This is a genomic window from Pseudonocardia sp. 2-7 (genome assembly GCF_056341085.1).
Genome location: NZ_CP094507.1, coordinates 284790 through 306536, shown reverse-complemented (window position 1 = coordinate 306536; position 21747 = coordinate 284790). Strand labels below are relative to the sequence as shown.

Annotated in this window: 23 protein-coding genes, 2 tRNA genes, 1 other RNA gene, 1 pseudogene and 1 riboswitch; of the genes and pseudogenes, 5 read left to right on the top strand and 22 right to left on the bottom strand. The window is 73.4% G+C overall.

The annotated features are described in order from the left end of the window. Positions 1 to 2: 2 nt before the first annotated feature. From MTO91_RS01565 to MTO91_RS01540, 6 genes and pseudogenes are all read right to left on the bottom strand, one after another. Positions 3 to 1106: an ABC transporter ATP-binding protein gene (locus MTO91_RS01565; protein WP_476653447.1), complete on the bottom strand. Its 1104-nt coding sequence runs from the start codon at positions 1104 to 1106 to the stop codon at positions 3 to 5. Further along, complete coding sequence (locus MTO91_RS01560) at positions 1103 to 2113, bottom strand: ABC transporter ATP-binding protein (protein ID WP_476653445.1); 1011 nt, start codon at positions 2111 to 2113, stop codon at positions 1103 to 1105. The genes MTO91_RS01565 and MTO91_RS01560 overlap by 4 nt, the downstream gene beginning before the upstream one ends. Continuing rightward, on the bottom strand, positions 2110 to 3036 hold the full coding sequence (locus MTO91_RS01555; protein WP_062399557.1) for an ABC transporter permease: 927 nt from the start codon (positions 3034 to 3036) through the stop codon (positions 2110 to 2112). Before MTO91_RS01555 ends, MTO91_RS01560 begins: the two co-directional genes overlap by 4 nt. Then, the gene (locus MTO91_RS01550) at positions 3033 to 4037 is read right to left on the bottom strand and encodes an ABC transporter permease (protein WP_062399555.1); all 1005 of its coding nucleotides are present in this window, start codon (positions 4035 to 4037) and stop codon (positions 3033 to 3035) included. Before MTO91_RS01550 ends, MTO91_RS01555 begins: the two co-directional genes overlap by 4 nt. A 76-nt stretch (positions 4038 to 4113) precedes the next feature. Next, positions 4114 to 5752 (bottom strand): annotated as a pseudogene (locus MTO91_RS01545) (ABC transporter substrate-binding protein). Between the two features lie 129 nt (positions 5753 to 5881). After that, positions 5882 to 6802, bottom strand: coding sequence for a helix-turn-helix domain-containing protein (locus tag MTO91_RS01540; RefSeq protein ID WP_476653443.1), 921 nt, complete (start codon positions 6800 to 6802; stop codon positions 5882 to 5884). Between the two features lie 237 nt (positions 6803 to 7039). Here MTO91_RS01540 and MTO91_RS01535 point away from each other — a divergent pair, with 237 nt between their 5' ends. Then, positions 7040 to 7252, top strand: a complete 213-nt coding sequence (locus MTO91_RS01535) for a hypothetical protein (protein ID WP_405420217.1) — start codon at positions 7040 to 7042, stop codon at positions 7250 to 7252. Between the two features lie 123 nt (positions 7253 to 7375). Here the strand turns inward: MTO91_RS01535 and recR are convergent, their stop codons facing one another. Together recR and MTO91_RS01525 are read right to left on the bottom strand one after the other, a co-directional pair. Continuing rightward, positions 7376 to 7993: a recombination mediator RecR gene (gene recR, locus MTO91_RS01530; protein WP_062399547.1), complete on the bottom strand. Its 618-nt coding sequence runs from the start codon at positions 7991 to 7993 to the stop codon at positions 7376 to 7378. A gap of 1 nt (position 7994) precedes the next feature. After that, entirely contained in the window at positions 7995 to 8309 is a 315-nt protein-coding gene (locus tag MTO91_RS01525) for a YbaB/EbfC family nucleoid-associated protein (protein ID WP_060713646.1), read from the bottom strand. Positions 8310 to 8436: 127 nt separating this feature from the next. On the opposite strand from MTO91_RS01525, the gene MTO91_RS01520 reads away from it, so the two are divergent. After that, a complete protein-coding gene (locus MTO91_RS01520; protein WP_405420220.1) occupies positions 8437 to 9240 on the top strand; it encodes an N-acetylmuramoyl-L-alanine amidase in 804 nt (267 codons plus the stop codon). A gap of 38 nt (positions 9241 to 9278) precedes the next feature. On the opposite strand, the gene MTO91_RS01515 is transcribed toward MTO91_RS01520, so the two are convergent. Continuing rightward, the gene (locus tag MTO91_RS01515) at positions 9279 to 11885 is read right to left on the bottom strand and encodes a DNA polymerase III subunit gamma and tau (protein ID WP_476653441.1); all 2607 of its coding nucleotides are present in this window, start codon (positions 11883 to 11885) and stop codon (positions 9279 to 9281) included. Between the two features lie 51 nt (positions 11886 to 11936). Beyond that, positions 11937 to 12031: signal recognition particle sRNA small type (gene ffs / locus MTO91_RS01510), an RNA gene on the bottom strand. A gap of 80 nt (positions 12032 to 12111) precedes the next feature. On the opposite strand from ffs, the gene MTO91_RS01505 reads away from it, so the two are divergent. Then, positions 12112 to 12199 (top strand) — tRNA-Ser (locus MTO91_RS01505). Positions 12200 to 12264: 65 nt separating this feature from the next. Here MTO91_RS01505 and MTO91_RS01500 read toward each other — a convergent pair. Continuing rightward, on the bottom strand, positions 12265 to 12789 hold the full coding sequence (locus MTO91_RS01500) for a DinB family protein (protein WP_253069279.1): 525 nt from the start codon (positions 12787 to 12789) through the stop codon (positions 12265 to 12267). Positions 12790 to 12911: 122 nt separating this feature from the next. Between MTO91_RS01500 and MTO91_RS01495 the strand changes: the two genes are divergently transcribed. After that, positions 12912 to 13898: a DUF418 domain-containing protein gene (locus tag MTO91_RS01495; protein ID WP_346106376.1), complete on the top strand. Its 987-nt coding sequence runs from the start codon at positions 12912 to 12914 to the stop codon at positions 13896 to 13898. A gap of 76 nt (positions 13899 to 13974) precedes the next feature. On the opposite strand, the gene MTO91_RS01490 is transcribed toward MTO91_RS01495, so the two are convergent. Genes MTO91_RS01490 through MTO91_RS01480 form a run of 3 tightly spaced genes read right to left on the bottom strand, consistent with a single transcriptional unit; the run spans position 13975 to position 15334 of the window. Then, positions 13975 to 14613 (bottom strand): LysE family translocator, encoded by a 639-nt coding sequence (locus tag MTO91_RS01490; protein WP_405420225.1) that lies wholly within the window; start codon positions 14611 to 14613, stop codon positions 13975 to 13977. 47 nt (positions 14614 to 14660) lie between these two features. Further along, positions 14661 to 15041, bottom strand: coding sequence for a VOC family protein (locus MTO91_RS01485; RefSeq protein WP_405420228.1), 381 nt, complete (start codon positions 15039 to 15041; stop codon positions 14661 to 14663). A 35-nt stretch (positions 15042 to 15076) separates the two neighbouring features. After that, positions 15077 to 15334, bottom strand: coding sequence for a hypothetical protein (locus MTO91_RS01480; protein ID WP_405420231.1), 258 nt, complete (start codon positions 15332 to 15334; stop codon positions 15077 to 15079). 72 nt (positions 15335 to 15406) lie between these two features. After that, positions 15407 to 15473, top strand: a riboswitch (guanidine-III (ykkC-III) riboswitch). A 19-nt stretch (positions 15474 to 15492) separates the two neighbouring features. On the opposite strand from MTO91_RS01480, the gene MTO91_RS01475 reads away from it, so the two are divergent. Continuing rightward, positions 15493 to 15807: a DMT family transporter gene (locus MTO91_RS01475; RefSeq protein ID WP_060713653.1), complete on the top strand. Its 315-nt coding sequence runs from the start codon at positions 15493 to 15495 to the stop codon at positions 15805 to 15807. A 63-nt stretch (positions 15808 to 15870) separates the two neighbouring features. On the opposite strand, the gene MTO91_RS01470 is transcribed toward MTO91_RS01475, so the two are convergent. The 8 genes from MTO91_RS01470 to MTO91_RS01435 form a co-directional block, all read right to left on the bottom strand. Beyond that, positions 15871 to 16188, bottom strand: coding sequence for a hypothetical protein (locus MTO91_RS01470; RefSeq protein WP_405420233.1), 318 nt, complete (start codon positions 16186 to 16188; stop codon positions 15871 to 15873). 83 nt (positions 16189 to 16271) lie between these two features. After that, positions 16272 to 16742 carry a (2Fe-2S)-binding protein gene (locus MTO91_RS01465; RefSeq protein WP_073575739.1) on the bottom strand — a complete coding sequence of 157 codons (471 nt, stop codon included), beginning with the start codon at positions 16740 to 16742 and terminating at the stop codon, positions 16272 to 16274. A gap of 10 nt (positions 16743 to 16752) precedes the next feature. Continuing rightward, positions 16753 to 19077: a molybdopterin cofactor-binding domain-containing protein gene (locus tag MTO91_RS01460; protein ID WP_476653437.1), complete on the bottom strand. Its 2325-nt coding sequence runs from the start codon at positions 19075 to 19077 to the stop codon at positions 16753 to 16755. Positions 19078 to 19328: 251 nt separating this feature from the next. After that, positions 19329 to 19715 (bottom strand): hypothetical protein, encoded by a 387-nt coding sequence (locus tag MTO91_RS01455; protein WP_157818418.1) that lies wholly within the window; start codon positions 19713 to 19715, stop codon positions 19329 to 19331. Between the two features lie 112 nt (positions 19716 to 19827). Next, positions 19828 to 20451, bottom strand: coding sequence for a maleylpyruvate isomerase family mycothiol-dependent enzyme (locus MTO91_RS01450; protein WP_100879301.1), 624 nt, complete (start codon positions 20449 to 20451; stop codon positions 19828 to 19830). Positions 20452 to 20575: 124 nt separating this feature from the next. Then, a tRNA-Ser gene (locus MTO91_RS01445) sits at positions 20576 to 20660 on the bottom strand. Between the two features lie 21 nt (positions 20661 to 20681). Continuing rightward, on the bottom strand, positions 20682 to 21155 hold the full coding sequence (locus tag MTO91_RS01440; RefSeq protein WP_083658636.1) for a nucleoside deaminase: 474 nt from the start codon (positions 21153 to 21155) through the stop codon (positions 20682 to 20684). A 1-nt stretch (position 21156) separates the two neighbouring features. After that, the gene (locus MTO91_RS01435; protein ID WP_174525539.1) at positions 21157 to 21672 is read right to left on the bottom strand and encodes a tRNA adenosine deaminase-associated protein; all 516 of its coding nucleotides are present in this window, start codon (positions 21670 to 21672) and stop codon (positions 21157 to 21159) included. Between the last annotated feature and the right edge of the window lie 75 nt (positions 21673 to 21747).

Genomic DNA, 21747 nt, shown 5'->3' with positions numbered 1-21747 from the left:
GCTCAGCGGCCGATCGCGTCGCCGAGGGTGATCTGCTGGTCGGGGACCTCCGGGCCGCCGCCCGGACCGACGGCGGCGTCGGCCTCCTCCGCGGTCACCTCGTGCGGGGTGATGCGTCCGTCGCGGATCGCCTCGGCGTGGTGGCAGGCGACCCGGTGCCCCGAGGTGTCGCCGTCGAGCACGCGCAGCTGCGGGCGCTCGGTGGAGCACCGGTCGTCCTGGCGCCACGGGCAGCGGGTGTGGAACCGGCACCCGGACGGCGGCGCGGCGGGCGAGGGCAGGTCCCCGGACAGGAGGATCCGCTCGCGGGTGTCCTCCACGGTCGGGTCGGGCTGGGGCACGGCCGAGAGCAGCGCCCGGGTGTAGGGGTGCAGCGGGCCGTCGTAGAGCGCGCGGGCGGGCGCCTCCTCCACGATCGACCCGAGGTACATCACCCCGACCCGGTCCGACACGTGCCGCACGACGGCCAGGTCGTGCGCGATCACCAGGTAGGTCAGGCCGAGCTCGCGCTGCAGCGAGCGCAGCAGGTTGAGCACCTGGGCCTGCACCGACACGTCCAGCGCCGAGACCGGCTCGTCGGCGACGACGAGGTCGGGCTCCACGCACAGGGCCCGGGCGATCCCGATGCGCTGACGCTGCCCGCCGGAGAACTCGTGCGGGTAGCGGCGCAGCGCGGACTCCGACAGCCCCACCGCGCGCATGAGCTCGGCGAGCCGGTCCGGACCGGCCTCGATCCCGTGCGCGGCCAGGCCCTCGCGCAGCAGCGACCCGACCGACTGGCGCGGGTCCAGGCTGGACATCGGGTCCTGGAACACCATCTGGAACCGGCGGCGCATCCGGCGCAGCGGCTCCCCCTTCAGCGCGGCGACGTCGGTGCCGTCGAAGGACACCGTGCCCGCGGTCGGCTCGGTGAGCTTGAGGATCGCCCGCCCGAGGGTCGACTTGCCGCAGCCGGACTCGCCGACCAGGCCGTAGGTCTCGCCGCGCTCGATCCGCAGCGAGACGCCGTCGACGGCCCGGACGTGCCCGACGGTGCGCTGCACCAGCACACCCCGGGTGATCGGGAAGTGGACCTGCAGGTCCTCGACCTCCAGCAGGGGGCTCATGCCGTCGCTCCGATCGGCTCGGGATTGTGGCAGCGCAGCAGCCGGCCCGCCTCGTCGTCGGCCACCGGGGTGACCGAGGTGCAGGTCTCCAGCGCCCGCGGGCAGCGCGGCGCGAACGCGCAGGCGTGGTCCCAGGGCAGGTTGTCCGACACCGACCCGGTGATCGCGGGCAGCTCCGCGGCGGGGTCGGAGTCCAGCCGCGGGATCGACCGGATGAGCCCCGCGGTGTACGGGTGGCGCGGGCCCCCGAACAGGGCGTGCCGCTCCGCGCGTTCCACGACCCGGCCGCCGTAGAGGACGTTGACCCGGTCGCAGAGCCCCGCGACGACGCCCAGGTCGTGCGTGATCATGATCAGTGCCGTTCCCGTCTCGGCGACGAGTTCGCGCAGCAGCTCCAGGATCTGGGCCTGGATGGTGACGTCGAGGGCGGTGGTCGGCTCGTCGGCGATGAGCAGCTTCGGCCGGCAGGCGAGCGCGATCGCGATCAGCGCGCGCTGGCGCATCCCGCCCGACATCTGGTGCGGGTAGGCCGACACGCGTCGTGCCGGGTCGGGGATGCCGACCCGCTCCAGCAGGGCGACGGCCTCCGTACGCGCCTCGTCCTTGCTCATCCCGCGGTGCCGGGTGAGCGCCTCGGTGATCTGGACACCCACCGGGACGACCGGGTTCAGCGACGACAGCGGGTCCTGGAAGACCATCCCGATGTCGCGGCCGCGCCGCTCGCGCAGCTCGGCGTCGGACAGGGTGAGCAGGTCGACGGACTCGTCCCCGGAGGAGAACAGCACCGAGCCGCCCACCCGGGGGGTACGGCCCGGCAGCAGTCCCATGATCGCCAGAGAGGTCACGGACTTGCCGCAGCCGGACTCGCCGACCAGGCCGACGACCTCGCCGGGGCGGACGTCGAACGACACACCGTCGACGGCGACGACGTCGGCCTCGCCTTTGCGGACGAAGCGCACGGACAGGTCCTGGACCTGCAACAACGGGTTCATCGGAGGTGTGGTCATCTCCGGCCTTTCGGGTCGATGGCCTCGCGCAGCGACTCGCCGAGCAGCGTGAACCCGAGCGCGACGACGATGATCGCGATCGCCGGGTAGACCGCCAGCCCGGGCCGGACGTCGAGGTAGGGCTGCGCGGAGGCGAGCATCAGGCCCCACTCGGCGCGGGCCGGGTCGGCGTCGCCGAGGCCGAGGAAGGACAGCGCGGCCGCGTCGAGGATCGCCGTCGCCAGGGTCAGCGTGGCCTGCACGATCACCGGGCCGATCGCGTTGGGCAGCATGTGCCGCAGCACGACCGCCCGTCGCTTCACGCCGAGCGCGGTGGCCGCGAGGACGTGGTCGGAGTCGCGCTGGGCGAGCATCGACCCGCGCAGCAGCCGCGCGAAGATCGGCACGTTCACCAGCGCGACGGCGATGATGACCGTGGTCTGGCTGGGCCGGGCGGCCAGCGCCGCGACCGAGATCGCGAGCAGCAGCGACGGGATCGACAGCAGCACGTCGGTGACGCGCATGAGGACGGTGTCGATCCAGCCGCCGAACGCGCCGGCGAGCACACCGATGACCAGGCCCGCCGCGAGCCCGAACACGGTCGCGAGCACGCCGACGAGCAGGGTCTGACGCGACGCCAGGATCATCCGGGAGAACTCGTCGCGGCCGTTCTGGTCGCTGCCGAGCAGGAAGCCGGGCTGCGGTCCGGGGATCGAGCCGGGGCGCAGCTGGTCGAGCAGCTGCGGGAACGCCTGGGCCGGGTCGTGCGGGGCCAGCAACGGCGCGAACACCGAGACCAGCACGAACACCCCGATGATCACCGCCCCGACGATCGCGGTGGGGCTGCGGCGCAGCCGGCGCAGTGCGTCCGCGGACAGACTGCGGCCGGCGGTGTCGTCGATCCGGTCCTTCCGCCGCTGCGCCCAGGTGGTCGGTGCGCTCATCGCAGCCTCACCCTCGGGTCGATCACGGCGTAGGACAGGTCGACGAGCAGGTTGACCAGCACGTAGATGAGTGCGCCGAGCAGCACCACGGCCTGCAGCCGCGGGTAGTCGCGGCGCTCGATGCCCTCGGCGATCAGGGTGCCGATGCCGGGCCGGTTGAACACCTTCTCCGTCAGCACCGCACCGGCGAGGAGCAGGCCGGTCTGCAGACCGATCGTCGTCGAGACCGGCAGCAGCGCGTTGCGCAGCACGTGCCGGCCGCGGACGGTGCCCGGCGCGAGCCCCTTGGCGTTGGCGGTGCGGACGAAGTCGGACTCCAGCACGTCGAGCACCGAGGCCCGGGTGATCCGCACGATGACGGCGAGCGGGATCGTGGCGAGGGTGACGGCGGGCAGCACGAGGTGCAGCAGCGAGTCCCAGCTGGCGTCGAACTCGCGGGTCAGCAGGCCGTCGAGGGTGGGGAACCCGGTGACCGAGGTGGCGTCGATGCCGGTCGACTGCAGTCCGGACGGCGGGAACAGGCCGAGGTCGACGGCCAGGAACTGCTTGAGCACGTAACCGAGGAAGAACACCGGCACGGCGACGCCGACCAGGGTCCCGACGATGGTCAGGTTGTCCCAGATCCCGCCGCGGTGGCGGGCCGCGAGGTAGCCCAGCGGGATCCCGAGGGCGACGGCGAGCAGCAGGGCCGACAGGGACAGCTCGATCGTCCCCGGCAGCGCGCGGCCGAGCTCGGTGATCACCGGGTCACCGGTGACCAGCGAGGCGCCGAAGTCGCCGGTCAGCGCCCGGCCGAGGTAGTGCAGGTACTGGATCGGGATGGGCTGGTCCAGGCCCAGCGTCTTGTTCAGTGCCGCGATCGACTCCGGGGTCGCCTTGTCTCCGAGCAGCGCACCGGCCGGTCCGCCGGGCAGCGAGCGCAGCCAGGCGAACAACAGCACGGACAGGATGAGCAGCGTCGGGACGACCTGGAGCAGGCGGCGCGCGACGAAGCGCAGCATGCGTGGATGTCCTCAGTGGTGGGAGGCGGGACACGCGACCGGGCGCCGCGGGGTCTCCGCGGCGCCCGGGGCACGGTCAGTTCTTGCTGACGGAGACGAAGCGCTCGTCGGTCAGCGGCGACGGGATCACGCCCTGCACGTCCGGTCCGACGACGATCGCCGGGCCGGTGGTCAGGATCGGCACGGCCGGCAGGTACTTGGCCATGATGTCCTTGTTCGCCTGCTGGTACGCGGCGGCGTGACCGGCCGGGTCCGGGATGGAGTCGGCCTTGGCCAGCTCGGCGAACATCGCCGGGTCCTGCGGCCCGAACTCGGCCTTCTCCCGGCCGAAGAACGTGCCGACGAAGTTGCCGGCGTCGTTGTAGTCGCCGGTCCAGCCGAGCATGTGCAGGTCGTGCTTGCCCGCCTTCTGGACGTCGTCCTTGTAGCCGCCGTTCCACGGCCGCGCGACCGGGTTGACCGTGATGCCGACGGCCTTCAGGTTCGCCGACATCGCCGAGAACAGGTCCGCCGGGTTCGGCATGTAGGGCCGGGTGATCTCGGTCGGGTAGTAGAAGTTCAGCGTCAGGTTCTGCGCGCCGGCCTCGGCGAGCAGCTGCTTGGCCTTCTCCGGGTCGTACGGGTACTGGGTGACGTCGTCGGCGTAGCCCGCGACGGTCGGCGGCACGAACTCCTTCGCGACCGCGGAGCCCTCGGGCATCTTGGTGCGGACCAGCGACTCGCGGTCGATGGCGTACGCGAGCGCCTGGCGGACCCGCAGGTCCTTGAGCTTCGGGTTGTTCTTGGTGTTGATGCCCATGTAGAGCAGCGAGAACGGCTGGCGGATCAGCACCTGGTCACCCTGGTCCTTCAGGGTCTGGTAGTCCGCCGGGGACGGGTAGTCGTAGCCGTCGATGGTGCCGGCGGCCAGCTCCTGCTTACGGGCGTTCTCGTCGGGGATGATCTTGAAGATGAGCCGGTCGAGCTTCGCCTTCTCGCCCCAGTACTGGTCGTTGCGGACCAGGGTGATCGTGTTGTTCGCCTTGTCGAAGCTCTCGAACTTGAACGGGCCCGGTGCCCGTCGGGTGCTCGTTCGCATAGGCGGGGTAGGTGAAGGAGTCACCACTCTGGGTGACGGCGTCGGCGTCGTACTGCTTGAGCGCCGCCGGGCTGGAGATCGAGAACGACGTGAGGCCGAAGGCGGCCGGGAACGCGCCCTTGAACTTGTTCAGCGCCAGGACGGCGGTGTTCGGGCTCTGCGCCGTGCAGGACTTGTACAGCGGGGCGCCCGAGGCGTCGCCCTCGTTCTTGGCGAAGCCCTCGAAGACGTCGCCGTAGTAGATCATCTGGCTCTGCGCCGCGGCGCCCTTCATGGTGAACCAGCGGTCGAAGTTCGCACAGACCGCGGTCGCGTCGAGCGGCGTGCCGTCGTGGAACGTGACGCCCTCGCGGAGGGTGAACGTCCAGGTCTTGCCGTCCGGCGTGGACGTCCACTCGGTGGCCAGGCCGGGCTCGAGCTCGGTGGTCCCGGGCTTGTAGGTGATCAGCGTGTCGAACATCTGCCGGGCCGGGCGGAAGCTCTCGCCGTCGTCGTTGAAGATCGGGTCGAAGTTCTTCGGCGCACCCGCGGCGCCGAACACGAACGTCCCCCCGGCGGCGTCGCCACCCGCTCCGCGCTCCGAGCTCGCGCAGGCGGTCATGCCCACTGCGAGCACGCCCGCCATGACCGCCGTCATCCACCGTCTGCGCATTCCGGTCCCCTCGTCGGCAGAGGCGTCCACCCGATGTGTGCGTGCGGACACCTGATGACGGGGAAACCTATAGCGGTCCGTTACCAACCGGTAGACCCTTGCGTCACGATAGTGCTACGAACTGGTACGCACGTCCCGTTCGTCCGGGCCGTCGTCGACGGCCGACCGGTGCGCGTCCCGGTGGGCCGACACCGCGGCCCGCGAGGCGTCCTCGCCGAGCGCGGCGGCCCGGACCTCGTCGAAGACCTCGCGGTAGGTGCGCAGGTCGGCGGGCGACTCCAGGAACGACTCCCCCGCGTGCCCCTCGGTGTGGACGACGTCGGGGCCGAGCTCGTCGGGGACGGTCAGGATCGCGAAGCGGCCGGCGTGCGCCCGCTGCGGCCCGGCGCCGAACGGGAGCACGCGCAGCGTCACGTCGGGCAGGCCCGACAGCGTGAGCAGCCGGTCGAGCTGCTCGGCCATCACCGCGGGGCCGCCGGTCGCGCGGGTGAGCACGGCCTCGTCGACGACGGCGTCGAGCACCAGTGGCGGCGTCGCGGTGAGCGCCTCGTGGCGACGTCCGCGCAGCCGCACGAGCTGGTCGATCTCCCAGTCCGGGCGCCCCGGGAGCCGGGCACGCAGCGCGGCGTGTGCGTAGGCGGGCGTCTGGAGCAGCCCGTGCAGCACGGTCAGGTCGAACGCGGCGACGGCGGTCGCGTCGGACTCGGCGGCGGCGTAGCGCCCCGGCGACGGCAGGAAGTGCGGGTCACTGCGCAGGCCCTCGGTGAACGGCTCCCACCAGCCGCGGGTGCGGCTCTCGGTGACGAGCCGCTCGAGCATCTCCGCCTCGACCCCGGCGACTCCGCCGTAGACCTCGACCAGCGCGGCGACGTCGGCCGGGCGCGGCACCCCCTTGCCGTTCTCCAGCCTGCTGATCTTCGACGTCGAGCAGCCCACGCCACCCGCGGCGTCCTCCAGCTTCAGACCGGCGTTGACGCGCAGCCTGCGCAGTTCGGCGCCCAGCCGTCGTCGCGCGCCGGTCGGCTCCTGCTCCACCTCGCGCTCCCTCCGTGGCCCCGCCGTGCAATCTACAGTTCTGTGCAATTCCCTGTGCCTGCAATTGCACGGACGCGTGTCGTCGTGCATCCTGGAGTCACCCGGACGTGACGGCGGACACACCGATCGTGGCGACCGGGGACCACGGACCGACCGCGACACACGAAGGGAGATTGACATGATCCGCAGGACGCAGGTGCCGCACACAGGCACGCACCACAGCGACCGTACCGGGCAGTGGTCGCCGTGATCGCGCTGGTGGTGGTGGCCCTGGCCGGGCTGGCCACGCTGGTCGTCTCGGCGATCGTGATCGGGGTGACCGAGCGGCGCCAGAGCGAGGCGTGGCGCCGGATCGCCGAGCAGCGACGCCGGGAGTGGGAGCGCAGGCAGCGCCAGCTCCACGGCCGGCCGCACCACGTGGACGCGTGGGGCGACGAGGATTCCGACTGACACCGCTCTCGGGACCCACCGGGAAGGAAGGACGGCGCAGCGGCGGGGGGTTGCTGCGCCGGGTGGCCGGTCACGGCCGGGGCGACGCGCCCTGGACGGACCGGCCCGTTCTGTGTCCGGGGGCTAGAGGGCCCGCCGGCCGGCGAGCGCGCGGCCGAGCGTCATCTCGTCGGCGAACTCCAGGTCGCCGCCCATCGGCAGGCCGGACGCGAGCCGCGTGACGCTCAGGCCCGGGAAGTCGCGCAGCAGCCGGACCAGGTAGGTCGCGGTCGCCTCGCCCTCTGTGTTGGGGTCGGTCGCGATGATGACCTCGGAGATCTCGGTCTCGTCGGTCGCCGGACCGGTGCCACCGAGGCGGGCGAGCAGCTCGCGGATCCGCAGCGTGTCCGGGCCGATCCCGGCCAGCGGGTCGAGCGCACCGCCGAGCACGTGGTAGCGCCCCTTGAACTCCCGGGTCCGCTCGACGGCCAGGACGTCCTTGGGCTCCTCGACCACGCACACCAGCGTCGGGTCGCGTCGCGCGTCGGAGCAGTAGCGGCAGCGGGTGTCCGACGCGACGTTGCCGCACACGTCGCAGAATGCGACGCCCTGCTTGACCGTCTGCAGGACCTCCTGGAGCCGGTTGATGTCGGCCGGGTCCGCGGCGAGCAGGTGGAACGCGATGCGCTGGGCGCTCTTCGGACCGACCCCGGGCAGGCGCCCCAGCTCGTCGATCAGGTCCTGGACCGGTCCTTCGAACACCTCAGGCGCCCGGGAGGCCCAGGCCGCCCATGTCGAGACCGCCGGCGAGCGGACCCATCTTCTCCTGCTGCAGCTCCTGCGCACGGCGGACCGCGTCGGCGAGCGCGCCGGCGACGAGGTCCTGCAGGGTCTCGACGTCCTCGGGGTCCACGACCTTCGGGTCGATCCGCACCGAGCGCGGCTCCAGGCCCGCGGTGACGGTGACCTCGACCAGCCCGTTCCCGGCCTGGCCGGTGACCTCGGCGGTCGCGAGCTCGGCCTGGGCCTGCTGGAGCTGCTGCTGCATCTTCTGGGCCTGCTGCAGGATCATCTGCATGTCGGGCTGACCGGGTTGCACGCGTACCCCTCGCTGTCGGGTCCGGCTCGCGCGATCGGGGGCTTCCCCGGCGCGACCGGCGCGGACGTGTCCTTCTCCCAGGGTAGACGTGTCAGGCTGACCGACCGTGCGCGCCCTGATCCGTTCCGCCACAGCCGTCCTCCCGGCCGTCGTCGCGCTGCTGTGCGCCGGCTGCGGCGCAGCGGCACCGGCTCCGCCCTCGGTCGACGCGACCCCGGTACCGGCCGCGACGACCCGTTCGCTGCCCACCACCCCGGCGCCGGTCCCCGCCCCCGTCGTGCTGCTCGACCCCGGGCACAACGGCGGCAACGCCGCGGACCCTGCCGCGGTGAACCGGCCGGTCCCCGACGGGCGCGGCGGGACCAAACCGTGCAACACGACCGGCACCTCCACGAACGCCGGCTACGCCGAGCACACCTTCACCTGGGACCTGGCCGGGCGGGTGCGGTCCCGGCTGGAGGCCGCCGGTGTGCGGGTGGTGCTCACCCGCTCCGACGACGACGGCGTCGGCCCCTGCGTCGACGCCCGCGGTGCGGCGGGCGGCCGGGCCGGTGCGGCGCTGGCCGTGTCGCTGCACGCGGACGGCGCGGCGGCCTCGGCCCGCGGGTTCCACGTCGCGTACGCGGAGCCCGCGGTGCACGGGACCAGACCGGCGTCGCTGCGCCTGGCCACCGGGCTGCGAGACGCGCTCCGCTCGGCCGGGTTCGCCCCGGCCGGTTACATCGGCCGCGACGGGCTCGACGGCCGCGAGGACCTGGCCGGCCTGAACACCTCGACCGTGCCGACCGCGCTGGTGGAGGCGGGCAACATGCGCAACGCCGGCGACGCCGCCGTGCTCACCGACCCCGCCGGGCGGGACCGGATCGCGGCGGCGGTGGCCGCTGCGGTGCTGGCACAGCTGCGCCGCTGACCACCTGCGCCCCGGCCACCACCCGTCCGGGCCGGGGGTCAGCGCGGGTCGATCGCGCGGGCCCCCAGGTGCGAGGTGAGGATCTCCAGCGCGGCGGCCTCGGGGTCCCGACGGGCGCCCGGCGACGCCGCCTCGGCCGCGGCCTCGGCGAGCATGTCCTCCTCCTCGGCGGCCTGGTTCCGTACCGGGGCGGGTCGTGCGCCCGGACCGTCGCCCCCCTGCGGTCCGGCATCACGAGGGTCCGGCGGTGCGTCCTCCGGCGGCGGCTCCGGCGGCAGCGGGACGTCGGGGTCCCCCGCGGGACGGCGGGTGGGCCGCCCGCCCTGCTCGCGCTGCGGGGCGTCGCGCTGGGAGGGGCGCTGCGGCACCGCCCGCTGCGCGCGTTCCGGTGTGGCGGCGCGACGCGCGGTCGCGGCCTCCCCGGTGTCGCAGTGGACCCGCCACTGGACCCCGAGGACGGCGCGCAGCGCATCGGCGATCACGTCGGTGTTGCGCGCCTCGGACAGCCGCCGGGCCAGCGGCGGGGCACCGATCGCGAGGACCAGGGTGTCGCCGTCGACCGCCCGGACGGTGGCGTTGACCAGCAGCGCCTCGGTGCTGCGGCTGCGCTGACGGACAGCGGCGAGGATCTCCGGCCAGACCCGGCGGACCGCCGTCGCGTCCAGCGACGACGCCGACGACACCGGCTGTGCCGACTCCGGCGGTACGGCGTCGGCGGGGGCGCCGTCGCGGGGCGGGGCGGGACGACGGGCCGGGGCCTCCTGCGCAGTGGGCTCCTCGGTCCCGCCCGCTCCCGGCCCGTCCGCCCGGCGACCGTCCGCCTGCCGCCCCTCTGCGGCCGGGCCGTCCGTACCCGGACCCCCTGCAGCAGGTCGGTCGGCAGCCGGGCCGTCCACCGGGGCCGGGCCGGCGGTCGCCGGAGCGCGCTCCGCGGAACGCTCCGCCCCGGACTCCGCACCGGCGGAGGGAGCAGCGAGGCTGCCCGAGGACGCCGCCTCCGTCGCGGCGCCGCCCGGCCCGCGTGGTCCGGTCGCGGCCTCGGCGTGGGGCGCCGTGGCGCCCGCCGGACGGTTCCCGGCATCCGCGGACGCGGGGCCACGACCGGAGGGCTCGCCGCCCCGGTCGTGGGCGTCGCCGCCCCGGTCATGGGGGCCGTCGCCCTGGTGCGCGCCGGGGGCTGCGGCCGGGGCGGCAGCGGTGGCCGTGGCCCGGCCGTCGTCGCGTTCCGCGGAACGCGCCGCGCCCGCCTCCGACCCGGTCCCCGCCGGCTCCGGGACGGCGGGTGACGGGGCGGTGGGTGACGGGACGGGCTCGGCGGGCCGCGGCGGTGCCGGGGCGGGCACGGCCGTCGGCGCCCCTGCCTCGCGTTCCGCGGAACGCGACGGTGCGCCGCCGGTCGGCTCCGGGGTGGCCGGGCGCTCGCTGGGCCGGACGAACCGCTTGGCGGCGCCGCCGTCGTCGGCCGGGCCGGCGGGGCCGGGCGCGATCGCGTTGCGCCGCTCGATGCGCTCCAGACGTTCGAGCAGCCCGCCGTCGGAGGTCGTGGCCGCCGGGAGCAGCATCCGCGAGACCAGCAGCTCCAGCAGCAGCCGCGGGGCCGTCGCCCCGCGCATCTCGATCAGACCCTGGTGCAGGATCTCGCCGTAGCGGGTGAGGGTGGCCGGGCCGAGCCGGGCGGCCTGGTCGGCCATCCGGGACAGCTCGTCCGCGGCGCCGTCGACCAGTCCCTGCTCGGCGGCGTCCGGCACGGCCTGCACGAGCATCAGGTCGCGGAAGCGCTGCAGCAGGTCCGAGGCGAAGCGACGGGGGTCGTGCCCGGCCTCGACGAGCCGGTCCACCGCGCCGTAGACGGCCGCGCCGTCGGCCGCGGCGAGCGCGTCCACGGTGTCGTCGATCAGGCCGGAGTCGGTCACCCCGAGCAGCGCGACCGCGCGCTCGTAGGTCACACCCTGCGGCCCGGCGCCGGCGAGCAGCTGGTCCAGCACCGACAGCGTGTCTCGGGCCGAACCGCCCCCGGCCCGGATGACCAGCGGGAACACCGGCGGCGCGACGGTCACCTGCTCCTCGCCGCAGATCTTCTCCAGCAGCGCGCGCATCGTGCCGGGCGGGATCAGCCGGAACGGGTAGTGGTGGGTCCGCGACCGGATCGTCGGGAGCACCTTCTCCGGCTCCGTCGTCGCGAACACGAAGACCAGGTGCTCCGGGGGCTCCTCGACGATCTTGAGCAGCGCGTTGAAGCCCTGGGTGGTGACCATGTGCGCCTCGTCGACGACGAACACGCGGTAGCGCGACTCGGCGGGCGCGTAGAACGCCCGGTCACGCAGCTCGCGCGCGTCCTCGACACCACCGTGCGACGCCGCGTCGAGCTCGACGACGTCGATGCTGCCCGACCCCTCGGGGGCGAGCGCGATGCACGAGTTGCAGACGCCGCAGGGATCCGGGGTCGGCCCCTGCTCGCAGTTCAGCGAACGCGCCAGGATGCGGGCCGAGGACGTCTTGCCGCAGCCCCGCGGCCCCGAGAACAGATACGCGTGGTTGATCCGCCCCGCGGTGAGGGCGGTGGCCAGGGGCTCGGTGACGTGCTCCTGCCCCACGACGTCGGCCAGCTTGGCCGGGCGGTACTTGCGGTACAGAGCCAGAGCCACGAGGGGAAGGCTACCCAGGGGGTCCGACACTCCGGGGACCCGCTCGGAGACAGAAGGGGACCCCGCGCACCCGCCAGAGCCTGTTGACCCTTGCTGCCTTCCGGCCCTGGGGGAGTTCACAGGATGGACGCCGCACGGGGTCCACGGACAGTGTGCCACGGACGGCGCCGTCGGGCGGCGAGGGGGCCGCGTCGGATCACCGAGGGCGTCGCGTAACCTCTTTCGCGGAGGATTCGCCTAGTGGCCTAGGGCGCACGCTTGGAAAGCGTGTTGGGAGCAATCCCTCAGGGGTTCAAATCCCCTATCCTCCGCCAGCAGGAAGGCGGAACGCCGGGCACACCCTCGCGGGTGGCCCGGCGTTCGTCGTTCCCGGGTCCGCTCAGCGACCGGCCGCGCGTACCAGCCGCAGCTGCCCGACCTCCGCGACGTTCTTCGCCAGCTCGGTGTTCACCCAGGCCAGGGTGTGGCCGACCGTCATCTCCGGATCCCCCTGCCACGGGAACGGGGCCTCCGCGGCGAGGTCGTCGTCGGACAGCCCGTCCAGGACGTCCGCCCACTCGTCACGCAGCGCGCGCATCCGGGCGACGGTCGATGCGGCGTCGCCCGGCCACACCACGTCGGTGCGGTCCCGCGGGGTCCGGCCGCGGAGGTGATCCAGCGTCACCGACCACCACCAGTCGATGTGCCAGGTGACCCACGCGATCGTCGGGACGGGGACCGGGTCGGGTTCGGAGTCCGCCCAGTCGGGCCGCCACGTCCCGTCGCCGGACGGGTGCACCGTCCAGCAGACGCGCGCCGGCCGCCACAGGGTCTCGTGGTCGTCGAGCCGGTCGAGGTGGTACTCGAACAGGGCCCACGTCAGGTCGAACTGCCACCGCAGGAGCGCGACACGGGATGCGGACATCGCCCGAGCCTGGCATTCCACGGTCCCGGCCGAAAGTACGACGCCCCGCAGGCGGAACCGGCCTCCGGGCCGATCCGCGAGCTCTGCACGGCCGCCACGCTGAACCGGTGCAGCGAACAGACGTGAGCGTTCCCCCGGATCCGACGACCACCGCGCCCGGCCGGGTCGACGCCCTCGACGCCCTCCGCGGGCTGGCCCTGTGCGGGATCCTGCTCGTCAACATGCCCGCGATCGCCGGGCTGCCGCCCGCCACGGGGTCCTGGAGCGGCACCCTGCCGCAGTGGCTGGAGCTCACCGCGCACCAGCGCTTCTTCCCGCTGTTCTCGTTCCTGTTCGGGCTCGGCACCGCCCTGTTCCTGGACGGGGCCGCCCGGCGGACCACCCGGCCACGGCTCGTGCTGCTCCGCCGGCTGCTCGTGCTCGGCGTGCTCGGCGCCGCGCACCATCTCCTGCAGCCCGGTGAGGCGCTGCTCCCGTACGCGATCGTCGGCGTCGTCGTCCTCCTGCCGGCCTCCTGGCTGCCGCGGCCGGTGATCGCACTCGGCGGCGCGGTCGCGACGGGCGTGGCGCTCGCGTTCACCAGCGGCGGGCTCCTCCTCGTGCCCGGGCTGTTCCTGCTCGGTCTCGCCGCCGCCCGCTACGGCCTGCACCACCGGATGGCGGCGCCGAACCGGGCCGTGTGGACGGCCGTGCTGGTCGGGGCCGTCGTCGTCGCGGTGCCGCTGCTGAGCATCCAGGTCGACACGATCGAGCACAGCGGGTTCGACCGGGTGTCCTCGACCGCCGGGCTCGTCATGGCCGTCGGGTACGCGAGCGCACTGGTGCTGCTGACGGCGTCCCGGGTCGGGCCGTGGGTGTCGTCCGTGCTCGCCCCGCTCGGCCGACTCGCGCTGACGAACTACCTCACGGCGACGCTGCTGGTCGTGCTGCTGACCACGGCCCCGGCGTTCTCCGGCCCGGGCGGGTACCGCGCCCTGCTCCCGCTCGCCGCCGGGATCCTGGTGGTCCAGGTCGTCGCGAGCCGCCGGTGGCTGCGGCGCTTCCGGTACGGGCCCGCGGAGTGGTTGTGGCGCAGCATCTCCTGGTGGTCACCCGCACGGATGGTCTAGCCCGTCCCGGGTCACCCGAGCGGTGCGATCCACCGGCCGGACGCCGGTCCACCTCGCCCTGTGGTCATGGTCCCGGCTACTGCGACGACCCCGTCGCCGCCACCCCGACGCCGAGCCCGATCATCGCGAGCCCACCGGCACCGCCGACGGCCGCGATCCGCCTCGGCGACGACGCGAACCAGGCCCGGGCCGATCCGGCGGCGAGGGCCCACACGCTGTCGAGCACCAGACCGATGGCGACGAAGAACGCCCCCAGCAGCAGGATCTGCGTGGCGACCGGCCCGCGGGCGTCGACGAAGTGGGGCAGGAACGCGACGAAGAAGACGACGGACTTGGGGTTCAGCACGCCGACCACCAGACCGTCGACGACGCTGCGGGCCGGACCCACCTGCCGGGCGTCACCGCCCGAGCGCTGCATCGCGCGGACGACGTCGTGCCGGTGCCGGAACGCCGTGATCCCCAGGAACACCAGGTAGGCGGCACCCACCAGCTTCAGGACGGTGAACGCCACGGCGGACTGTGCGACGAGGTGCCCGAGGCCCACCGCCACCGCGACCACCTGCAGGAAGACGCCGACGGCGTTGCCGACGACCGTCGCCAGCGCGGCGGACCGGCCGGCCGCGAGCGCGCGGCCGACGGTGAACACGACGCTGGGTCCGGGGACGACGATGACGACCGCCGCGGCGGCGGCGAACGCGAGGAGTCGATGGTCCACGGCGGAAGCGTCCGCCGGCCGGCCTCCGGTGTCGAGCCCGTTCCCGATCAGCGCCGGGGCGGTGCCGGCCGGTCCCCACCGTCGACGACGCAGAACCGGTTGCCCTCGGGGTCCTGCATGATCACGTAGTCGGCGTCGGCCGGCCGGTTGGTCCACGGGACCTCCTGCGCGCCGAGGGCGACCAGGCGCCGGACCTCGGCCTGCTGGTCGTCGGCGTAGAGGTCCAGGTGGATACGCGGCGGCAGGACCCGCTCGGACGGGGCGACGTCGAGCGAGAGGTTCGGGCCGGGGCGGCCGTCGCCCGGGCGGAGGAGCACGAAGTCGTCGTCCGCGGGGGTGCGCGCCTCGTAGCCGAGCGCCTCGGTCCAGAACCGGACCTGTCGTGCGAGGTCGGTGACGCGCAGGACGACCGAGCCGACGACCAGCATGCGACGACGGTAGCGGGATCGATGCGGCTCGGGCCTCAGCGCAGCCGGGCGATCAGCCGGAACACCAGCCACAGCAGCGCCGCGCCCCCGCAGACCAGGCCGATGCCGACCAGCACGACTCCCAGGATCGGCCAGGTCAGGTCCGGACCAGGTGGCTCGGGGGCCCCGGGCGGAAGGTGGTACACGTACGGCTGGTCACCCTGATCGGGCAGCACCCGCTCCAGCCAGGACGGCAGCAGCACGATCCCGCCGGTCACCAGGCACAACCCCGCGAGGACGGCGAGCAGGCGCACCCGAGAAGGGTAGGGGGCGGTCCGACCGGTCACCATCACTCGACCCGGGCCCGGCGGTCCGCCATCCTGGTGCCGGACCGCCCACCCGGCGGCTCCCCGGACGAGACGCGCCGTACCCGGAACGCCAAGACGACGCATCCTTCCGGGAGGAGCTCGTCATGGCCTGGATCTACCTCGTGGTCTCCGGTGTGCTGGAGACGGTGTGGGCCGCGGCGCTGTCGCAGAGCCGCGGCTTCAGCAGGCTCGGCCCGTCGCTGCTGTTCGCGGGCGCGCTGGCCCTGAGCATGGGCGGGCTGGCCCTGGCGTTGCGCGACCTGCCGGTCGGCACCGCGTACGCCGTGTGGGTCGGCATCGGTGCGGTCGGCACCGCGCTCTACGGCATGGCCGCACTCGGCGAGCCGGCGACGACGGCGCGGCTGCTGTGCCTGCTCGCGATCGTCGCGGGAGTGGTGGGGCTGAAGGTCCTGCACTGAGGCGGGGGACGACGACGGGGCCGGACCTCCTGAGAGGTGCCGGCCCCGCCGCCTGGGAGCCCCTTACTCGAAGGGTCCGTCCTTCAGCAGCCCACCGACGGGACCCTCGACGAAGCGGGGGTCGGCCTGCGGGAACTCGGTGTCGGTGCCGTTGACTCCGTCCGGCCGGTTGTTCGGCGAGAACGTGTCCGCGGCGTCGAGGAAGCTGTAGCCGAACGTGTCGGAGGTCTCGAGCACGGCGTCGAGGCCCTGCGTCGGGCTCTGGGTGCTCGGGTAGCCGTGGTCGCGGTCCTCGTCGGCCGCGGCGATGCCGGCCAGCGGGAACGCCACGGCGCCGAGGGCGCCGACGGCGATCAGTGAGCGGCGCATCCGGTTCTTCATCGAATCCGTCCTTCGGTTGGGGAGCAGGCCGTTCACACTAACGGCCCAGCGCGGTACGGCGTACGGAGCACGCCGCATGGTCGTCACATGTTGTCGGCGCCGGCCTTGATCGCCTCGCGGATGCGGTTGTAGGTGCCACACCGGCAGATGTTGCGGATCTCGTCCAGGGCGTCGTCGTCGATCGAACGGCCCTCGGCCGCACACCGCTTGACCAGGTCGATAGCGGCCATGATCTGACCGGGCTGGCAGTAGCCACACTGGGCGACGTCGTTGTCGATCCAGGCCTGCTGCATCGGGTGCAGCTCCTCACCCTTCGCGATCCCCTCGATGGTGGTGATCTCGTCGGACTCGGAGATGGCGCCGACCGGCACCGAGCAGGGGTTGAACGCCTTGCCGTTGATGTGACTGGTGCAGGCCTTGCAGACGTTGATCCCGCAGCCGTACTTCGGACCGGTCACCCCGAGCAGGTCACGCAGGACCCACAGGACCCGGACGTCGTCCTCGACGTCGACGGTGACCTTCTCGCCGTTGACCGTGAAGGTGTGGGAAGGCATGTCAGTCTCCTCAGCGGACGAAGTCGAGGCCGTTGGTCGGCGACGGCGGGATCGGCGGCACGGTCGGATACGGCTCGAACGGCAGCGGCTCGTTGTGCAGGATCGGGAAGTGGTCCGGCACCCGGCCGGTGGCGCGCGCGTAGGCGTTCGCGATCGCCCCGCAGGTCGGGGCGACGCCGAACTCGCCGGCCCCACCGGGCTCCGGCCGGCCGTTGTCGACCAGGTGGACCTGCAGGTCGAGCGGGGTGTTCCACTGCCGGGTGTAGAAGTAGTTGTCCCAGCTCGCCTCGAGGAAGTGACCGTCGACCAGGTGCAGGCTTGAGGTCAGCGTCATCGCGATCGCGTCGTTGATCCCGCCCATGATCTGGGCCTTGAAGCCGAGCGGGTTGATGACCAGACCGCCGTCGACGGCGAAGACCGCCTTGGTCACCCGCGGGCCGGTCCGCGCCTGGCGGACCTTACGGTCCACGGTCTGCGGGCGGCAGTCGATCTCGACCAGGCAGGCGGCGAAGCCCTTGTACTCGACGTGGAACCCGATCCCCTGCGCCGTGCCGTCGGGCATCGACCGGCCCCAGTCGCCCTCCTCCGCGACCTTGTCGAGCACGGCGCGCATCGCGTCGTTGCGGAGGAACTCGCGGCGGAACTCGTACGAGTCCTTGCCCATCTTCTCCGCGATACGGTCGACGATCAGGTCGCGCGCGGTGCAGACGTCGGGCGAGTACACGTTGCGCATCGAGCCGGTGTTGAACCGCATGTCGACCTCGTTGAGCACCCGGGTCTGGGCGCCGAAGTCGTAGGGCGTGGCCTGGGTCAGCTCCCAGAGCGCCTCCGCGACCGAGACCTGGCCCAGCGGCGCCTTCGCGGCGGCCGCGGTGACGGCGTCACCGAAGCCGTGCCCGAAGTCGCAGCTGACACCGGTGTGCCGCTGCTCGAAGCTGACGACGGACTCGCCGGCGACGACCGCCCGGATCCGGGAGGTCGCCATCGGGTGCACCCGGCCCTGGCGGGAGTCGTCGGCGCGCGACCAGATCAGCTTGACCGGCTTGCCGAGCTTCTGGGAGATCTCGGCGGCCTCCTTGGCCGCGTCGCCGAAGAGGCGACGGCCGAACGAGCCGCCGCCCGGGACGATGTGGATGGTGACCGCGTTGACCGGCAGCCCGAGCTGCTCGGCGATGTCGTGCTGCACGGTGATCGGGAGCTTCAGCGAGGTCCAGATCTCGCACCGGCCGTCCCGGACGTCGGCGATCGCGGTGTTGGTCTCCAGGGCCGAGCTGCTGCGGAAGTAGAAGGTGAAGTCGCCCTCGACGGTCTCCCCCGGCACCGACGGGACCGCCAGCGGCAGCTCGGCCGCCCGTACCTTCTGCAGCACGGACTCGTCGTTCTCGCCCTCGACGGTGCCCGCGTCCCAGCGCACGCGCAGCGCGTTCGCACCGTCGACGGCCTGACCGTAGGTGTGTGCCCGCACGGCGACGCCGGTGGCGCACTCGACGACGTCGGTGACGCCCGGCATGGAGCGCACCTCGTCGGCGTTGGCGACCGAGACCGGGGCGCAGTTCAGGTTCGGGCCGCGGCAGATCACCGTCGGCAGCGCGTCGGGGATCTTCATGTCGGCGATGAACTGCTTGCGGCCGGTGACGATGTCGCGGGCCTGCGCGTTGCGCCGGTCGGTCCCGATGACCGTGAACTCCTCGCGCGGCTTGAGCACCACCTCCACCGAGCGGGTGGCGTCGACGGCCGCGGCCTCGGTGAGCTCCCCGAACGGGATCGCGCTGCCCCCGGCGCCGGTGATGAGCCCCGCGCGGCTGGTGAGGGTGCCCACGTCCTGCTGGAGGAGGGCGGCGGCCGCGTCGAGCAGCCGGCCCTTCGCGATCGCCGCGGCGACCCGGATCGGGGTGTAGGTCGAGAACGTCGTGCTGGAGCCACCGGTGAGCTGGTTGAAGACCAGCTCGGGACGCGAGTCGGCCAAGGTGACCGTCACCTGGTCCGGGTCGAGGTCCATCTCCTCGGCGATGATCATCGCGGTCGAGGTGATGATCCCCTGCCCGTTGTCCGACCGCGGGAGCTGGAACGACACCGTGCCGTCCCGGTTCACCTCCACCCGGATCAGGGCCGAGGTCGGCCGGGAGGAGTCGCGGACGGCGTCGAGAAAGTCGTAGGCGTCGGCCACCTGGGGCGGCGACGGGATCGCGGCGGCCGAGGCCCCCGGCGGGGCGAACAGCTGCTGGCGGCCGACCTCCGCCGCGACGACGAGGGTGGGTGCGGCGACCAGGTAGCCGAGGAATCGGCGACGGCTGACATCGCGGCGTTCGGTGCGTGCACGTGTCGGGGCAGACATCGTTTTCCTCTCCTTCGCTCCGTGGCCCGGGGGGGAGCGGCCGGCGGAGTCCGTTGGAGAGCGTAACGAGAGGGCAGTGGTCGTGATGCGCTCGGCGATGTGACCCACGGAACCCACTGAGATCCGCACAACGCCGATAATCGGGCCGAACATACCCGCAGATGCGGATGCGATGTGTCTCACAGGTCCGAATCAGGAGGTTGTGCGCCCGATATTCCGTTCACCTGTTCGAGCGAGCGTCGCTACCAACTTCAGTGGGTACGCCGACCGGCGCGCAGGAGCTTCACGAAGGTCCAGGGCAGGACGACCAGCGCACCCAGGACACCGACGATCCCGGCGACGACGATCGCCCAGTGCCCGGCACCCGGCTCCGGGGTCGCCACGAAGCCGGCGACCAGCACCAGCGCCGGGACGGCCACGATGCCCGGCCACACCAGGGTGCCGAGCCACTTCTCCCCGACCGTCCAGGAGCGACCGGTCCATAGCATCACGACACCGGCGAGCCAGCCGACGACGGGCAGTACGAAGCCGCCGAGCATCAGCATCAGGACGGTGAGGACGGGGTAGGCGTCCGGGTCGCCGGGGCGGGCGGGCTCCGGGGTCGCGTGGTCGTGCGGGGTGGTGGTCATCGTGGTCATCTCCAGCTCCTCGTGTCGGGGTGCGCACCCACTGTCGCGCCGGACAAGGGTCGGCCACATCGGAGCCGGGAATGATCCACGCCGTCGGACCACGGTCGGAGACGGGACGCGCTCACTCCGCCCGCGAGAGTGCCTCCACCCCGGGACCGGTGAGCGCGTCGCCCCCCGGCGGCCGGCCCGAGATCGCGAGGAGCAGGGCCAGCGCGGTCCCCCGCACCTCCGGGCCGCTGCCGACCACCAGGCCGGTGTCGGTGGCCGACAGGCGGAGGCCGGCGACGGTCTCGCGGGCACCCCCGAACGAGGTGGAGGTCCGGATCTGCAGCGCGAGCGCGCCGGCCACCGCCGCGGGGGCGTAGGTCCGGACGATCCCGAGCGGACGACGGACGTCCTCCCCGTGCACGACCATCTCGACCAGCCGGGTCGCGAGCGGGGCCGGCGGCGTGGCGGTCATCGGCACGCACTCCGCGAACCGGCGCAGGGTCTCGTCCGGCGTCGCACCGCGTGCGCGGGCGAGCCCGTGCTCGTTCTGCCGGTCGAAGTCCATGCGCGCCCGCAGCATGCCGACGACGAACCGGCCCCGGGTCGTCCGGGCGGTGTCGACGAGGTGGGCCAGCACGTCGTGGACGGTCCACCCGGGACAGAGCGACGGCGTGTCCCACCGGTCGCCGGACACGTCCCGCAGGTCGGCGACGAGCGCGGCGCGCTCGGAGTGGACGAGCTTCCAGACCTCGGTCACGGTGGTCCTCCCGGGCGTCGAGCGGATGGTCGGCTGCTCCTGGGGACCGCCCGGCGGCCGTGGACTCATCGGCCCGACGACAGAGGGCCGGACCCCCGACCCGGGGATCCGGCCCTCTGACCAGCGGTAGCGGTGGGATTTGAACCCACGGAGGCGTGAACCTCACGCGCTTTCGAGGCGCGCTCCTTCGGCCGCTCGGACACGCTACCGCCGACAAGGTTACAAGAAGCTCAGTCGCGGTCGGTGCACGGGGTCCGGCCGAAGAACTCGCGCATCAGCGCGGCCGCCTCACCTGCGCGGACCCCGCCGACGACCTCGGGCCGGTGCGCGAGCCGCCGGTCGCGCAGCACGTCCCAGAGCGAGCCCGCGGCACCGGTCTTGGGCTCCCACGCCCCGAACACGACGCGCTCGACCCGGGCCAGCCCGATCGCGCCGGCGCACATCGTGCACGGTTCGACGGTCACGGCGAGGGTCGTCCCGGTCAGCCGCCACTCCCCCACGACGGCCGCGGCGGCGCGCAGGGCGAGCACCTCGGCGTGCGCGGTCGGGTCGCCGGTGGCCTCGCGGGCGTTGCAGGCCGCGGCGAGCTCGGTGCCGTCGGCGGCGAACACGACCGCGCCGATCGGGAGGTCCCCGGTCGCCGCGGCATCGCGCGCCACGTCGAGGGCACGGCCCAGCGCGAGCCGATCGGCCGGGCGGAACAACTCAGGAGCCGACGAGCTCGTCCAGCGCGGCGGCGAACCCGCAGCGGCGGGCGATGGTGTCCAGCTGCTCGTCGGGGTACAGCTCGAGGTCGGAGACGAGGATCTCCAGCTCGTCGGCGGGCAGGCCGAGGTCGGCCAGGATGCCGAGGTCGCCCTCCGGCCAGGCGTCGTCGAGGGCGTCGTCGTCCGGGGGGAGCTCGACGCGGAGCAGGTCGAGCACGTCCGCGGCGATGTCGTAGTCCAGCGCGGCGACGGCGTCGGAGATCAGCAGCCGCACCCCGCCCGCGGACGGGCGGAGGAGGACGAAGAACTCGTCGTCGACGTCGAGGAGGCCGAGCACCGCGCCGGTGGAGCGCTGCGCGCGCAGCGCGGTGATCGCCGCGTCGAGGTCCACGAGCGCTTCGGAGTCCAGCCGGACACAGCGCCAACGGCCCTCCTCCCGGATCGCGGCGACCGCGAATCCGGGCAGGGCGGCGCCCCGGGTGTCCGGGGCTGCCTCGACGCTCTGTGTGGCCACGCGTCAACGGTACGTCGCTCCGGGGTTGTGAGTCACGCCACGACCAGGTACGCGTGGTCACACCGGGCCCGCGGG